The organism is Arcobacter sp. LA11 (assembly GCF_001895145.1).
GTDB lineage: Bacteria > Campylobacterota > Campylobacteria > Campylobacterales > Arcobacteraceae > Halarcobacter.
Genome location: NZ_BDIR01000008.1, coordinates 101,999 through 117,189 on the forward strand (window position 1 = coordinate 101,999; position 15,191 = coordinate 117,189).

Sequence of the window (15,191 nt, forward strand, 5' to 3'; positions counted from 1 at the left end):
TTCCTTTTATACAGTTTAATACACATTAACTAAACGGAATTATTCTATCATAATAGATTATAAAAATATTTAAATAAAGGTTTACAAATGGGTAATTTTTGGGAGCATAGGCAAGTTTTAAAAGATAAATTTGATTTAATACAAATAAATATTGGAAATATGTGTAATCTTACTTGTACTCACTGTCATATAGGAGCAAGTCCTAAGGGTGACAAAAATATGGATATATTAACTGCAAATAAAATTATTGAAAAGATTGAAAAACTTGATATACAAACTATAGAATTTACTGGTGGAACTCCAGAGATGAATGAAAGTTTTTTAACATTCCTTACAAGGTTAAATAAAGCAGGGAAAAACTTAGTTGTAAGAACTAGTTTAACAGTTTTAAATGATGAGAAATATAAACATTTTTTAGAAGTATATAAAAAATTTAATGTAAAAGTAATAGCTTCTTTACCTTCTGTTTTTGAAGATGGAACAACACAGCAAAGAGGAGCTGGTGTTTATGATGAAACAATAGTTTTACTAAAAAAACTAAATGATATGGGTTATGGTAAAGGTGATTTACAATTAGATTTAGTATATAATCCTGTTGGAACGTATCTTCCTGCTCCTCAAGCTCAATTACAACAAGAGTATAAAACAATATTAAAAGATAAGTTTGATGTTGAATTTAACTCTCTTGCTACTATAGTTAATATGCCTATCAAAAGATTTAAATTTGATTTGAAAAAACATAATCTTTTAGATGAATATATGGATACATTGAAAAGTAAATATAATGAAAGTACTTTATGTAATGTAATGTGTAAAAGAGTTTTATCTATTGATTATCAAGGTTTTATTTATGATTGTGATTTTAATCTTGCATTAGAAACTAGAGTAAAAGGATATGAAAATACTCCTTTTTGGGAAATAGATTTTAATAATTTTAAACCAGAAATTAGTTTTGATTCACACTGTTATGCCTGTACAGTTAATAGTGGAAGTTCATGTCATGGGGAAGTTATTCCCAATGAAAAAGATGAGGAGGCTAGTTCTTGTTGTTCTGAGACTTCATGTTCAGATGAAAAAGTTGAAGAAGTAAGTTCATGCTGTGTTGAGAGTTCATGTTCAGATGATGAAGCAAAATGCACAGAAGAATTTGATGCTAAGGACAATGCAAAAGAGTATTACGGAGAGGTTTTAAGCTCAAGTGAGGATTTAAAAACAACTGCCTGTTGTACTTTAGATATGATTCCCAAGCGAGTACGAGATACATTACCATATATAGTAGATGAGATAAAAGATAAGTATTATGGCTGTGGTTCTCCTATGCCTTTAGTTCTTGAAAATCAAACAATGCTTGATTTAGGGTGTGGAAGTGGAAGAGATGTTTATATTCTTTCAAAGCTTGCAGGTCAAAGCGGATTTGTACATGGTATAGATATGACTGAAAATCAAATTAATGTGGCAAAAAAACATCAAGAAGCACAAACTAAAAGATTTGAGTTTTGTAAAGTAAATACAAATTTTGTACATGATTATATAGAAAATATAGATAAACATTTTGAAGAAGAGTCTATAGATATAGTTACTTCAAATTGTGTTATTAATTTACTTGAGGATAAAAGAGATATTTTAAGAAAAGTATTTAAACTTCTAAAATACGGAGGAGAGTTTTATTTCTCTGATGTTTACTCAAATAGAAGATTACCTGAACATATTAAAAAAGATAAAGTATTACATGGAGAGTGTTTAGGTGGAGCTTTATATGCAAATGATTTTGTAAGGTTTGCTATTGAAGCTGGATTTACAGAACCTCGTATGGTTACTTCAAAAGAGATAGAAATAACAGATGAAAAGATGAAGAAAATTATAGGCAAAACTAAATTTTATTCAATTACTTATAGATTATGGAAAATAGAAGACTTAGATAGTGTTTGTGAAGATTATGGACAGTTTGCTATATATAAAGGTGGAATTAAAGAGAGTGAATTAGAGTTTCAATTAGACTCAAATCATTTGTTTGAAATAAATAGGCCTGAGCATGTATGTAAAAATACAGCGGATATGTTAAGTAAGACTAGATATAAAGATTATTTTGAAATTATTGGAAATACAGATATTCACTTTGGTGAGTTTAAGGGTTGTGCTACATTAGCCAATGAATATGAAAAAGAATCAGAAAATGAAAAGGATTTATCATGCGGTTGTTGTTAATTTTTATTTTTGCTGTATTTACATTAAATGCACAAGTTTTATTAAAAGAGGACTTTAACTCTTTAGAAAATTGGGAACCTTTATTATTTGAAAAGATTGAAAAGCATTCAACTTATGAAATAAAAGATTCTGTTTTAGTTGCAAAAAGTAATGCTTCAGCTTCTGGTATAAAGTTCAAAAAAAACTATGATATTTTTAAATATCCAAAACTTTCTTTTAAATGGAAAGTAAACAATGTATATAAAAAAGGTGATGCTACAAGAAAAGATGGTGATGATTATCCTATTCGTATATATGTGATGTTTGAATATGATCCAGATAAAGCAGGTTTTTTTGATCAAATAAAATATGATTTAGCAAAGTCTATTTATGGAGAGTATCCTCCTCATAGTACTATAAATTATATTTGGTCAAATAAGATACAAGATAAGAATATAATTACAAGCGCTTATACCAATAGGGCAAAAATGATTATTTTAAATAATTCTGATATAAACTTAAACAAATGGCAAACACATACTGTGGATGTTTTAGCAGATTATAAAAAAGCTTTTGGTGAAAATCCTCCTAATAATGTTACTTTAGCAATAATGACTGATTCTGATAATACAGGAGAATCATCATTGTCTTATATAGATTTTATTGAAGTAAGTAATGAATAAAAATTTAGTAATCATGTTTGTAAAGGAACCTAAATTAGGTTTTGTAAAAACAAGATTATCAAAAGATTGCGATGAAGAATTCACTTTAGATTTGTATAAATGTTTTGTTCGTGATTTAATTAGCACTTTAAAAGTATCAGAGTTTGATTTTAAACTCTGTGCTTATCCTAAATTAGATTTGATAAATAAAGAGTTTGGTGATTTTAACAATTTCTTACAATCCCATGGAGATTTAGGAGTAAAAATGCAAAATGCATTTCAAACTCAATTTGAAAATGGCTATGAAAAAATTGTCTTAATAGGAAGTGATACTCCTCATATATCAAATGAAATTATAAATGAATCTTTTTTGAAACTTGATACTAATGATATTGTTTTAGGCCCTTCTTTAGATGGAGGTTATTATCTAATTGCTTTTTCTAAACAAAAATTTTATGATGAGGTATTTAAAAATATTTCTTGGAGTACAGAAAATGTATTAGAAGAGACTTTACAAAAGCTACACGAAAAACAGGTAAATTTACTTCATAGTTTGAATGACATTGATGTTTTAGATGACTTGAATAGCTTTTTTAAAGAGTATTCAAATAGTTTTTTTAAAACCTCAGAAACAATAAAATTTTTAGAAAAGAGGAAATCATGGAGAAGTTTGATGTAATAATTATAGGTGGAGGACCAGCTGGATTAGTTGCTTCAAAGATTTTAGTTGCTTTTGGAAAGAAAACTGCAATAGTAGAAAGAGCTAAACTTGGAGGAGATTGTACCCATAGTGGATGTGTCCCTTCAAAAACTCTTTTAAAATCTGCAAAAGCTTATTATGATACTAAAAATATTTCTAAATATGGACTTTCTTCAAATGATATATCAATAAATACTTCAAATGTATTAGAACATGTAAGAAGTGTTGTTGCAGAAATTTATTCCCATGAAACACCTGAAATATTTGAAGAAGCAGGGGTTAATATTATAGAAGGGAATGCTACTTTTATAAATGCAAATGAGATTAATGTAGATGGAAAAATATATTATTCAAATAAATTTATAATTGCTACTGGTGCAAGGGCAGATATTCCTAATATAACTGGATTAAAAGATATATCATATTTAACAAATGAAAATATATTTTTACAAGAAGCAATTCCCCAATCTTTAATTGTAATTGGAACAGGAGCCATTGGTGTTGAAATGGCAACAGCTTTTAATCGTTTAGGTTCAAAAGTAACTATTCTTTCACGAAGTGAAGGTATTTTAAAAGAGAATGATGAAGAGCTTAGTAATATTTTATTAGAACAATTGCAAAAAGAGGGTATTGATTTTATTAACAATGTAGAGTTTGTAAAAGCAAGCGAAGATGATACAGAAAAATCAATTTATATTAAACAAAATGGTGAAGAAAAAAAAGTAAGTGCAAATGAAATTTTAATTGCAACTGGACGTGCCCCAAATGTGGATTTAGACCTATCAAATGCAAATGTAAATTATGATAAGAAGGGAATAAAAGTAAATGAATACCTTCAAACATCAAATGAAAACATTTATGCAATTGGAGATGTTTCTACAAAGTATAAATTTACACATATAGCAGAACAAGAAGCTATTGTTTCTGCTTCAAATATTGGTTTGCCAATTAAGAAAAAAATCTCTTATGAAAATATTGGATGGTGTGTATATAGTGACCCTGAGTTAGCTCAAATTGGATTAAGACCAAAAGAAGCAGATGAAAAATACAAAGATGAAGTGAAAACTTATAAATTTGAATATAAAAATTCAGATAGAGGGTATACTGATGTGGACAAAATAGGGCTTATAAAAGTTAGTGTATTAAATAGCGGTAAAATTGTTGGAGCTTCTATTTTAGGATCTAGAGCTGGGGAATTAATTCATCAACTACAATTGGCTAAAACTTTTAATATCTCATTTGATAAGTTATCAAAAATGGTATATTTATATCCTACTTATGCAGATATTATAAAACAACCTTCAAAACAGTTTTATATTAATAAATTACTAAATAACAAGTTTTTAAAGTTTTTAAAAAAAATTAAATCGATAGTTACAGGGAGTTAGTTATGAAAAGTAAAATTATAATAGTTCTTGTATTTGTTTTAATCATTGGTCTAATTAAATTTTTTGATTTGGATTCATATTTTACTTTTGAGAATTTAAAAGCTCAAAAAGATGTATTAACTACTTTTGTAAATGAAAATTATGCTTTAACTGTAGTTATATTTATTCTTACGTATATAGTATCTGTTGCTTTTTTAATTCCTATTGCTACAGTATTGACTCTTTCAGGTGGATTTTTATTTGGTGCACTTGTTGGGACTGTATTTGTAAATATTGGAGCAACACTAGGAGCAGTAGCTGCTTTTTTACTTGCGCGATATATAATTGGAAAAAAGGTACAATCAAAATATGAAAAGCAATTAGAAAAATTTAATACAGAATTAGAAAATAGTAAATATCAATATTTATTTAGTTTGAGATTTCTACCTATTTTCCCATTTTTCTTAGTAAACTTTTTATGTGGAGTTACAAAAGTTGATTTAAAAACATTTATCATCACAACTTCACTTGGAATTATTCCTGGTTCATTTGTTTATACATATGCTGGAAGTCAGTTAGCAAATATTAATTCTTTGGGGGATATTTTTACTAAAGATATTTTGTTTGCATTCATACTTTTAGGACTTTTAACATTAGTACCAGTTATTGTAAAAAAATTTAAAAATAGAAGAAAGGAAATAAGTAATGAAGATATTGTTACTTGAAGATGATCCAGCTTTAAATGACTTGTTGGATGATCACTTAACTGACAAAGGATATAAAGTTACTTTAGCAACTAATGGACAAGATGCTTTAGAATATTTAATTGATGAAGTTTTTGATTTAGCGTTATTAGATATTAATACACCTATTATGACTGGAATTGAAGTTTTAAAAACTATACGAGAAGATTATAAGAATCAAACTCCAGCAATTGTATTAACAGCTTATCAAGATACAAAACATTTAAAAGAATCTTTTGAAAGTGGAGTTGATGATTATATTAAAAAACCTTTTGATTTAGAAGAATTAGATCAAAGAATTATGAAATTATGTAAACATTTTTTAATTGAACAATCAGATGATGTTGAGATAGGTGAAAATATAAAATTTATCCCTGAATCTTGCCAATTAGTAGTTGATAATGAGACTAAACATTTAGCTCAAAAAGAGAGAGATATTTTAAAATATTTTTGTAAACATAAAAGTAGAGTTGTATCTAGTGACGAATTATTACAAAATATCTGGGCATACGAAGAGATGCCAACTGATGCAACAATTAGAGTTTATATTAAAAATTTAAGAGAACTTCTTGGAAAAGATAGAATCCAAACAATTAGAGGTATAGGATATAAGTTTGAATAAAAGTGAAAGAAAAGCCTTAGTAAGTTTTTTATCAATTTATATAGGCTCTGCATTATTACTTATTGGTATTTTATTATATTTCTATTATCAAGATGAAGTAGAAAGTTTAGAAAATACATGTAATATGACCCTTGGTAATGCTTCAATGCAGATAAAAACGGATATCTTAAATTCTTATATGCATCATCAGAAATTTGTACCAAAAAAGCTAGAGAAAGATGTGTTAAGATATGCATTATTTGATGAAGATAAAAAATTAATTTATTCATATATTGATGGTGTAGATTTTGTAGATTTAGAAAAGAAATTTTATGAAAGTGATATTTATCATTTTTATATTGAAAAACTTAATGACCCAAAAATTCCTATTAAATATATTGTTATAGAGACTTGCCAAGGTATTGAAGATAGAGATAGTTTAAAAGTATATGTAGTTATTGCTCTTCTTCTTAGTGCTATTTTTGTAGGTTTTATTGCGTATTTTTTAGCAAAAATTTTATTAAAACCTGTAAGGGAAAAAGTAGAGCATATGGATAACTTTATAAAAGATTCTGCCCATGAATTAAATACTCCAGTATCTGTTTTAATGACCTCTGTTAGTATGCTAAAAAAAGGTAAGAAACCAGATAAGATGATGAAGTATATTATGAGTAGTTCTAAACAAATTTCTCAAATTTATAATGATATTCATTTTTCTGCTTTTGATACTATGCATGATAGTGTAGAAGAGACATTCAATCTTGATGAACTTGTTTGTGATAGTGTTGAGTATTTTAATGATATTTCAGTTACAAAAAATATTACTTTGGAGTGTGCTGTTGAACCATGTAAGATTTTAATGGATAGAACAAAAACTCAAAAAGTTGTTAATAATATAATATCAAATGCAATTAAATATAGTAACCCAAACTCTATTATAAAAGTTTCTTTAAAAGATTCAGTTTTTGCAGTACAAGATTTTGGAATAGGTATAAGTGAGAATGATCAAAAAGAGATATTTAAAAGATATAAAAGAGTTAAAAGTGGTAGTAACATAGAAGGTGGTTTTGGAATAGGATTAGATATTGTAAAACGTATTTGTTTTGATTATAAATTGAAACTAGGCCTTATTTCTAAAATCGATGAGGGTTCAACTTTCTCAATCGATTTTACTAATATTGTTGTTACTTCCCAATAGAGTTTATTTTTAATGATATAGAAATATTCTCTTTATGAATAGTGTCAAGCTGTGAGCCAATTGATCTTTTCTCATGGTTTGACAACTCTCCTTGAATTGATTGTAGTATATGCCAAAATCTTTCGTTGAATGGTGTATTTAATTCTTTTAATTTATGCTCAAAAATATCATCAACAATAATTTCAATTAGATGATTATAAATGATTTTATTTGTTTCTCTTTGAAGTTTATATTTTTTCATGATTATTAGATTGTTTTTATAAACTAACTTTTCTTCTTCTGTTAATTTATCATCTTCTTTAATGTCTTCTATCTCTTTATCTAAAAAATTTTCTAATAAAGAAACTTCTTTTTCACAAGTTTCTTTTAAATTGGTTTTTAAATTAAGTATAGTATTTAATATCTCATCATCATTTAATCTTTTGCCATCTATATTGTGAGTATAGATAACTCCTTTTTCATAATTATGGTGAATTGCATTGTATATTTGCATTGCAGGATATATATACACATATTTATCATCTTTTCCGTTTTTAAAGCTTATTCCATGAGGAGAAACTATCTCTTTTGGTCCTGTATATTCTAGTTTCATAAATACACCTTTTTATATTTGAATGTTAAGTTATAATAAATTTACTCATATTTTATACAAATAAAAATAAAATATACGAAAGGTTTAATATGAATAATAAAATTGAAAACTTTAAAACAGATGAATTAACTGATACAAAATTTGTTCACCCTGTTAAAATAACTTATACACAAAATGGAAAAAATAAAGCATGGGAAGCAGTGAAAAGTTTTGATTCAGTTGCCGTATTACTCTATCATGAAGAAAAGAACTCTTTTCTTTTAGTAAAACAGTTTAGACCTCCTGTATACTTAAACGATACTTCTAAATTATGTACATATGAGCTTTGTGCAGGTATTGTAGATAAAGAAAAACCTCTTGAAGTTATAGTAAAAGAGGAAATTGACGAAGAGTGTGGATATAAAGTTCCTTTAGAAAATATTGAAAAAATCACATCTTTTTATACAAATGTTGGAGTTAGTGGTGGATGCCAAAGTTTATACTACGCTTCAATAAATGAATCTATGAAAGTACATAAAGGTGGAGGAATTCATGATGAAGAGATAGAAACTATGTTCTTACCAGTTTCTAGCTTTAGAGATTTTATTTATGATGAAAATAAGGCTAAAACACCAGGATTGATGTTTTCATTTTTTTGGTTTATGGATAATAAACTAGATAAATAAATATGAAAAATTTAATTGTATATGGAAGTTTAATTAATAAAAAAGAACTTTTAAAAGAAGGTATATTATTAAAAGATGTCGAATTTGTAAAAGTGTATGGATTTAGAAGGGTATTTAATCAAGAACCTTCTTATAGATTTGTTGACTCGATAAATCGAGCTGTTTTAAACGTAGAAGAGGAAGAAGAATTTTGGTTTAATGCTTTAGTTATAAAAAATTTATCTGATCAATATTTTGAAACTTTAGATAAAAGAGAAAAAGGTTATGATAGATTTTTTTTAGATGAAAAAAGTGTTAGAACTTATGATGATACTATTATTTTAAATTGTGTGCTTTATAAAGGGAAGTTTCAGAAGAAAAACAGTGAAATATTACCAAATTTTGATTATTTAAAAATTTGTCTGGATGGAATTGAGAGTTTTGGTAAAAGTTATTTAGATGATTTTCTAAAAACTACATATAAAAATTCAAAAGAGGGATTAGTTCTTATATAATTAAAAATATATATTAAGTAATATAAGCCATCCCAATTAGGGTTAGGATGACTTACATTAAATAGCTAAATACTATTTTTTTACTTCCTTTTCTTTTTTTAATTTTGTACTAATAATTTCTTGTGCTGCTGGAAGATCTTTTCTATCCATTGTTCCAAGTTCTTGATCAAGTTTTTGCATTAATTGTTCTTTTACTTTAACATCTTTAGTATTATTAATTTTATCTACTAGCATATTAACATTACTTAATCCTGCTGCAAATAAACCTGTTGCTGAGATGATAGCTAGAATTGCTATTTTTTTATTTAATTTCATTTTAATACTCCTTTATTTTGTTAAAATGTAATGGAAGTATATATTTAATGTGTAAGTTAAGTGTTAGTTCTATTTTTAAATTTTTTTATCTTGATGTTTAATATGATTTTGATTATAATTGGAACCTTTTTGAGTGTTAGATATAAAATAAAATATTACTTTATATCTTTTTTTATTATAAAAATTAAAGATAAAAGAAGATACTAATTATTCAAAGAAAACCAATAAACTATGATATACAGGCTTTTAAATACTCTTATCATATTTGCTAATCTAATAATATATTAGTTTGATGATAGTTTTAATAGAAACGAAGCCATATTATAAAATAAAAGGAAGGTTATAAAAATGACTAACTTACAACGAATATGTTTTATAACAGGTTTTACAATACTTTTTTCTGGATGTGTTAAAGAGAATACTTCAGAAACTATAATCCCTCCTAAGAAACCAATTGTTAAAAAAGAAACAAAAAAAAAGATAGTTAAACAAGTTAAGAAAAAACAGATAACATATAAGTACTGTAGTAAACATACAAAGGTTATGGCTCATGCTTCTAAATATATTACAGAAGAGTTTGAAAAAGGATATTTTATTCAAAAGGATGTTGTTGGAGCAAAAGCACAACTTTTTTTAATTGAAAATAAATCTCCTACAATTTTTGCAAAAAATATTAATGCAGCTTTAGAGTCTTATAATTCACAATATCAATTAGCAAAAAAGAATAAATGTAATTTAAAGTCTTTTAAAATATCACCTATTTCAAAAGTTAAAAACAGTATCAAAATTTTAGAAAAAAGTGATGAAAAAGTAAATAAAAAATAAAGGAAGAAGAATGAAATTTAATAAACTAATAATGACCTTTTTCTTTTTTATAGCAACAACAATGTTTGCAGAGACTAAAGAAGTAGATAAACTATTTGAGAAAGTAAATCAAGCTCCTACTCCTGAAGAGAAAAAAGAGTTAATAGAAGAATTAAAGAAAAAGTTAGCACAAAAAAATATAAAAGCTAGAGAAGAAGCTGATGCTATTATTAAAGCTAAACAAAAAATTCCTCTTAAACCTTATAATGATAGTTCATTAAAAAAGTAAATATTTAGATGAATAATAAAATAAAAATCTTACTTTTAGAAGATGATAATATTTTAGCACAAACAATGGTTCAAATTTTAGAACAAGAAAATTATGATGTTACTTTAGTAAGTGATGGTCAAGAAGTAATTGACATTACTTATGAAAATAAATTTGACCTATATTTATTTGATATAAATGTTCCTTTAATTAGCGGAATGGAAACTTTAAAACTTTTGCGTGATGCAGAAGATAATACACCTACATTTTTTATTACAGCGCTTAGAGATATTAAGACTACATTGGAAGGTTTTAATTGTGGTTGTGATGATTATATTAAAAAGCCATTTGACCTTGATGAATTACTTGCTAGGATTCAAGCAACGTTAAAACGTAAAAACCCTGTTATTCAATATAACGATATTTCATTTGATTTATTAGAAAATAGGGTACTAAAAGGTGGAAATGAAGTAACTTTAGGAAATGTAGAAAAAGAGATTTTTGCATTACTTATACGTAATATAAATATGACAGTTGATAAATCAACTTTTTTTGATTACATGAATAAACCGAGTGAAACTGGACTTCGTGTTCTAATTAGTAAATTAAAAAAAGTGTTAGATTTAAATATCACAAATACCAAAGGTATAGGATATAAACTTGAAAAACTATGAGAAAAAATCGCTTTTCACTACAATATATCTTTTTTTTATACCTTTAATTATTTTTGCAAGTATTGTCTTGTATATGTATCACGAAGATAAAATAAAAGATATAGATCAGAATATACTTTATCAGATGAAAGATTATACTTTTGATTTCAAAGGAGATAAGTTTTCACTTGATATTATAGAAGAAGATAAAGAAAAACAGCTTTTCAAAATTTATCATTGTGAAGAAGGTTTATGTGCTTATTTTCAGATACCTTCAACGGGTCCTTATTTTCTAAAAGTAATTTATGATAAAGAAAAATATGAAAAAGTTTATAATGAATTTTTAATAAAAATTTTCAAATTTAGTATCATTATTTTCTTTTTATTACTTTTTATTTCAGTAGGCTTTGCTATGTATTCTATGCGACCAATGAAAGAAGCTCTTTATCTTTTAGAAAATTTTCTTAAAGATTTAATTCATGATTTAAATACACCAGCCACTTCTATATTATTGAATTCAAAACTCTTAAGAAAAAGAGGTGATTTTGATGAGATTGAACGTATTGAACTTAGTGCAAAAAGTATCTCTTCTTTATATAAAAACTTAGAATTTATAACTCCAAACAAGATTTCAAAAGATGAGACGGTATCCCTAGAAGAGTTGATTAATGAAAAAGTAGAAATTTTACAAAAAATATATCCTAAAATTAATTTTACAAAAAATATGAGAGATGGAATAATTAAAAGTAATAAGAGTGGTGTAGAACGTATTATTGATAACTTATTAACAAATGCTTGTAAATATAATAAAAAAAATGGATATGTTTATATAACAGTAGAGAAACAAAAATTAGTAATAGAAGATACCGGAGTAGGTATCAAAGATACAAAAAAAGTATTTCAACGATATTATAAAGAAAATACCAATGGTTTAGGAATTGGCATGAGTATTGTAAAACAATTATGTGAGACTTTAAATATCCATATTTATATACAAAGCCAAATAGATGAAGGAACTAAAATAGAATTGGTTTTTACTTAGAAATAATCAAATATTTAAATTCAAAATAATTTAAGAGTATTTTTTGTAAAAAAAAGAGTATAATTTATAACAAAAAAATATATTTTTAAAAAAGGACTCTTATGGAAATTTCTTCAGATATTAAAACCTATTCAGATGTAAGCTCTGTAGAGAAAAATTCTACTACACAAAAAAGTGATGATTTTAGTCAATTGTTAGAAACAAAAGATATGACAGAATCAGAATATAAAAAATTAACTTTTGAAGAAGCAAAAGAGCTTCAACTTCAACGGGAAAAAGAAGGTGCTTTTAAAACTAAAGAAACAGAAGGTTATGATCTTATGTTTGGAGAGTTTGGTACTTCATTATTGCAAGTTACTACTTTAACTAATGACGAAGCTTTTAATAAAGCTGCCTTTGAAACTATGAAGAAAAAAGAGATTCCTGCTATGTATTTAACAGAGCTTAAAAATAATATGGATTATCATGCAGGAAGAAGGAAAAATCCTCATGGAAGTTTAGATGTATCAGAAGTATATGGTAATTCAAGTTCATTATCTAGAAATGAAATGAATCAAATTGACTTAGATGCTTTTTTAGAAAATATAATTAATACTTACGTTCAATTATTGTCTAACTTGCCTTCATATTTAAATAGAGATGATACTAAACAAAGTTTGGATGATTTAAAAGAAATTCAAGAAAATTATCAAGAAAATAAAAATGATAATAAAACAGTTGTAGAACAAATTGTAGGAAGCAATAATATTAATCCTTTTCATGTTCAAAGTATGGTCTGATTAAAAAATTATGTAAATCCTTCAAATTAGGGTTTGAAGAATTTACATAGGATAATTAAGGTTATGTAGTAGGGGTTATTTAGTAATAAGTTTTGATTGTTTTAATTTTGCGTTAACAATTCTTTGTGCTTCTGAAAGATCATCTTTGTCCATTATTTCAAGTTCTTCATCAAGCTTATCCATTAATTGGCTTTTAACTTTTAGGTCATTTGTACTATTAATTTTTTCTACTAGTACAATAATATTATCTGTTCCTGTTGCAAATAAACTTGTTGCACCTAAGATTGTTAAGATTGCTATACCTTTTGCTAATTTCATTTTTATACTCCTTGTTTTTTAAATGTATGGAAGTATATAAATAAAGTGTTAGTTAAGTGTAAGTTGATATTTTATCTTGAAAGAGATATTCCAAAACTAATACGATTTATTTCTTTATCATAATCAATTAAGCTATCTCCATAGCCATTAGATAATTGAACATATCCAAAAGTATTTTTAGAGTTAAAAAATGGAAAAGTCCAATCAAATTGGGTAAAACCTTTATTTTTATCATTAAATTTTAGATTATTTCTAAGTAAAAGTTTAAAAGTATGTTTTTTATATGGATAAACAAGAGTTAAGTCGCCATATCCCATATAATCTTCTATATCTGGATTATCATCATCTTCTTCTCTTTCTGGTAATCTATACCATACTCTAGGTATTGCAAATAAATTGCCAGCTTGAAAATAGCTTTCTAAATATAATCTATTCCAAGACCTTGATTCTGGCTCATTTTGTCCATTTGATTCATGAAGTAATCCAAATTTAAAACCTTTTAAAGAAGTCTTATCTCTTTTTCCATAGGGTACAGTTACAAATATTTCTGGTTTATAATTTGTTTCTCTAAATGGTGATGATTCTTCATAAAGTTGCCACCATGAGGTATGTGTATATGCAAGGTTTATTGTTTCATTAAAACCAAAAAGATTATGAAAGATAGGTTTTTTTACACTTAACTGGAATTTTGTTTCTACTTGATTTCTTCCTTCTCTTTTTTTTGTATCGTATGAAAAAGGTAGTAAATAGTTTTCTTTATATGGATATAAATTAAAATTTGAAGCAATAATTTGTTCGATGGTTTCAACAGTCTCTTTGTTTTCAATTGTATCAAGTGTTGTTGATATTGCTTTTACTTCTTTCTTTTTATCTTCATCAATATATACGCGATTTATTGTACGTTCTTTATTTGCAATCTCTTTGTATAGAAGCATTGCTTCTTTGTATTTACCTTCTTGTTCAAGGTTTAGAGCTTCGTTATATAATTTGTTTAAATCACTATTAGCATTTAGAAATATAGTACTCAGAATAATTAAAAAAATAAAGTTTAGATGTTTCATTATTGTTAAACCCTTATAAAAAATTATTAAAATACTAGCACAATAAGTAAAATAAACCTATAAAATGATATAATCGCGAATATATTATAAAAAAGGTTTTTTATGCTTGTAGCACCTTCAATTTTATCAGCAGATTTTGGAAATCTTGCTAATGAAATAAAAGCAATCTGTGATGGTGGTTGTGATTTAATACATGTTGATGTAATGGATGGACATTTTGTTCCAAATATGACAATTGGTCCCGTGGTTGTAAACCCAGTTGCAAAAGCTGCAACAAAGCCTCTAGATGTACATCTAATGGTTGAAGATAACAATTTCTTCATTGATTTATTTGCACCAATTAAACCAGAGTATATTTCTTTTCATATAGAGAGTGAGAGACATCCACATAGAGTTATTCAAAAACTAAGAAGTTTAGGAATTAAACCTGCAATTGTTCTAAATCCTCATTCTACTCCTGAATCAATTGAGTATTTACTTGAAGATTTAGATATGGTTTTATTAATGTCAGTAAATCCAGGTTTTGGTGGACAAAAGTTTATTTCAAGTGTTGTAGAAAAAGCTAAAAAGTTAAAAGAATTGATTAATAAAAGAAACCCAAATTGCCTAATTCAAGTTGATGGTGGAGTAAATAATAAAAATATCCATGAGTTAAAAGATGCTGGTGTTGATGTTGTAGTTGCTGGATCTTATGTATTTGGAAATGAAAATTATGGTGAAGCTATAAAGAGTCTACAGGTTTAAT

General features: G+C 26.1%; 19 protein-coding genes. 15 read left to right on the forward strand and 4 right to left on the reverse strand.

All coding sequences use genetic code 11. The annotated features are described in order from the left end of the window. The first annotated feature begins 87 nt into the window (after positions 1-87). The 7 genes from arsS to BT997_RS10360 are packed head-to-tail and all read left to right on the forward strand — an operon-like array spanning position 88 to position 7,455. Positions 88-2,205 (forward strand): arsenosugar biosynthesis radical SAM (seleno)protein ArsS, encoded by a 2,118-nt coding sequence (arsS, locus tag BT997_RS15360; protein ID WP_083568680.1) that lies wholly within the window; start codon positions 88-90, stop codon positions 2,203-2,205. Continuing rightward, positions 2,190-2,867, forward strand: a complete 678-nt coding sequence (locus tag BT997_RS10335) for a DUF3047 domain-containing protein (protein WP_072681818.1) — start codon at positions 2,190-2,192, stop codon at positions 2,865-2,867. Before arsS ends, BT997_RS10335 begins: the two co-directional genes overlap by 16 nt. Beyond that, positions 2,860-3,525: a TIGR04282 family arsenosugar biosynthesis glycosyltransferase gene (locus tag BT997_RS10340; protein WP_072681819.1), complete on the forward strand. Its 666-nt coding sequence runs from the start codon at positions 2,860-2,862 to the stop codon at positions 3,523-3,525. The genes BT997_RS10335 and BT997_RS10340 overlap by 8 nt, the downstream gene beginning before the upstream one ends. After that, positions 3,507-4,934, forward strand: a complete 1,428-nt coding sequence (locus BT997_RS10345) for an NAD(P)/FAD-dependent oxidoreductase (RefSeq protein ID WP_072681820.1) — start codon at positions 3,507-3,509, stop codon at positions 4,932-4,934. Before BT997_RS10340 ends, BT997_RS10345 begins: the two co-directional genes overlap by 19 nt. 2 nt (positions 4,935-4,936) lie before the next feature. Then, the gene (locus BT997_RS10350) at positions 4,937-5,638 is read left to right on the forward strand and encodes a TVP38/TMEM64 family protein (RefSeq protein WP_072681821.1); all 702 of its coding nucleotides are present in this window, start codon (positions 4,937-4,939) and stop codon (positions 5,636-5,638) included. Next, positions 5,619-6,278: a response regulator transcription factor gene (locus BT997_RS10355; protein ID WP_072681822.1), complete on the forward strand. Its 660-nt coding sequence runs from the start codon at positions 5,619-5,621 to the stop codon at positions 6,276-6,278. The genes BT997_RS10350 and BT997_RS10355 overlap by 20 nt, the downstream gene beginning before the upstream one ends. Next, positions 6,271-7,455 carry a HAMP domain-containing sensor histidine kinase gene (locus BT997_RS10360; RefSeq protein WP_072681823.1) on the forward strand — a complete coding sequence of 395 codons (1,185 nt, stop codon included), beginning with the start codon at positions 6,271-6,273 and terminating at the stop codon, positions 7,453-7,455. The genes BT997_RS10355 and BT997_RS10360 overlap by 8 nt, the downstream gene beginning before the upstream one ends. On the opposite strand, the gene BT997_RS10365 is transcribed toward BT997_RS10360, so the two are convergent. Further along, the gene (locus BT997_RS10365; RefSeq protein ID WP_072681824.1) at positions 7,442-8,047 is read right to left on the reverse strand and encodes a hypothetical protein; all 606 of its coding nucleotides are present in this window, start codon (positions 8,045-8,047) and stop codon (positions 7,442-7,444) included. The genes BT997_RS10360 and BT997_RS10365 overlap by 14 nt on opposite strands. 89 nt (positions 8,048-8,136) lie before the next feature. Between BT997_RS10365 and BT997_RS10370 the strand changes: the two genes are divergently transcribed. Beyond that, a complete protein-coding gene (locus BT997_RS10370; protein WP_072681825.1) occupies positions 8,137-8,712 on the forward strand; it encodes an NUDIX hydrolase in 576 nt (191 codons plus the stop codon). 2 nt (positions 8,713-8,714) lie between these two features. Continuing rightward, entirely contained in the window at positions 8,715-9,206 is a 492-nt protein-coding gene (locus BT997_RS10375; protein ID WP_072681826.1) for a hypothetical protein, read from the forward strand. A 72-nt stretch (positions 9,207-9,278) separates the two neighbouring features. Here the strand turns inward: BT997_RS10375 and BT997_RS10380 are convergent, their stop codons facing one another. Beyond that, on the reverse strand, positions 9,279-9,521 hold the full coding sequence (locus tag BT997_RS10380; RefSeq protein ID WP_072681827.1) for a restriction endonuclease: 243 nt from the start codon (positions 9,519-9,521) through the stop codon (positions 9,279-9,281). Positions 9,522-9,869: 348 nt separating this feature from the next. Here BT997_RS10380 and BT997_RS10385 point away from each other — a divergent pair, with 348 nt between their 5' ends. The 5 genes from BT997_RS10385 to BT997_RS10405 all read left to right on the forward strand — a co-directional run bounded on the left by BT997_RS10385 (position 9,870) and on the right by BT997_RS10405 (position 13,067). Beyond that, positions 9,870-10,346, forward strand: a complete 477-nt coding sequence (locus BT997_RS10385; RefSeq protein ID WP_072681828.1) for a hypothetical protein — start codon at positions 9,870-9,872, stop codon at positions 10,344-10,346. A 10-nt stretch (positions 10,347-10,356) separates the two neighbouring features. Continuing rightward, positions 10,357-10,614 (forward strand): hypothetical protein, encoded by a 258-nt coding sequence (locus BT997_RS10390; RefSeq protein WP_072681829.1) that lies wholly within the window; start codon positions 10,357-10,359, stop codon positions 10,612-10,614. An 8-nt stretch (positions 10,615-10,622) separates the two neighbouring features. Beyond that, positions 10,623-11,267 carry a response regulator transcription factor gene (locus BT997_RS10395; protein WP_072681830.1) on the forward strand — a complete coding sequence of 215 codons (645 nt, stop codon included), beginning with the start codon at positions 10,623-10,625 and terminating at the stop codon, positions 11,265-11,267. Positions 11,268-11,340: 73 nt separating this feature from the next. After that, entirely contained in the window at positions 11,341-12,288 is a 948-nt protein-coding gene (locus BT997_RS10400) for a HAMP domain-containing sensor histidine kinase (protein ID WP_143145187.1), read from the forward strand. Between the two features lie 101 nt (positions 12,289-12,389). After that, a complete protein-coding gene (locus BT997_RS10405; protein WP_072681832.1) occupies positions 12,390-13,067 on the forward strand; it encodes a hypothetical protein in 678 nt (225 codons plus the stop codon). 75 nt (positions 13,068-13,142) lie between these two features. Here BT997_RS10405 and BT997_RS10410 read toward each other — a convergent pair whose 3' ends face one another. Beyond that, entirely contained in the window at positions 13,143-13,385 is a 243-nt protein-coding gene (locus BT997_RS10410) for a restriction endonuclease (protein WP_072681833.1), read from the reverse strand. 71 nt (positions 13,386-13,456) lie between these two features. Further along, on the reverse strand, positions 13,457-14,446 hold the full coding sequence (locus tag BT997_RS10415; protein WP_072681834.1) for a phospholipase A: 990 nt from the start codon (positions 14,444-14,446) through the stop codon (positions 13,457-13,459). Positions 14,447-14,548: 102 nt separating this feature from the next. Here BT997_RS10415 and rpe point away from each other — a divergent pair, with 102 nt between their 5' ends. Beyond that, a complete protein-coding gene (rpe, locus tag BT997_RS10420) occupies positions 14,549-15,190 on the forward strand; it encodes a ribulose-phosphate 3-epimerase (protein WP_072681835.1) in 642 nt (213 codons plus the stop codon). The last annotated feature ends 1 nt before the right edge of the window (position 15,191 follow it).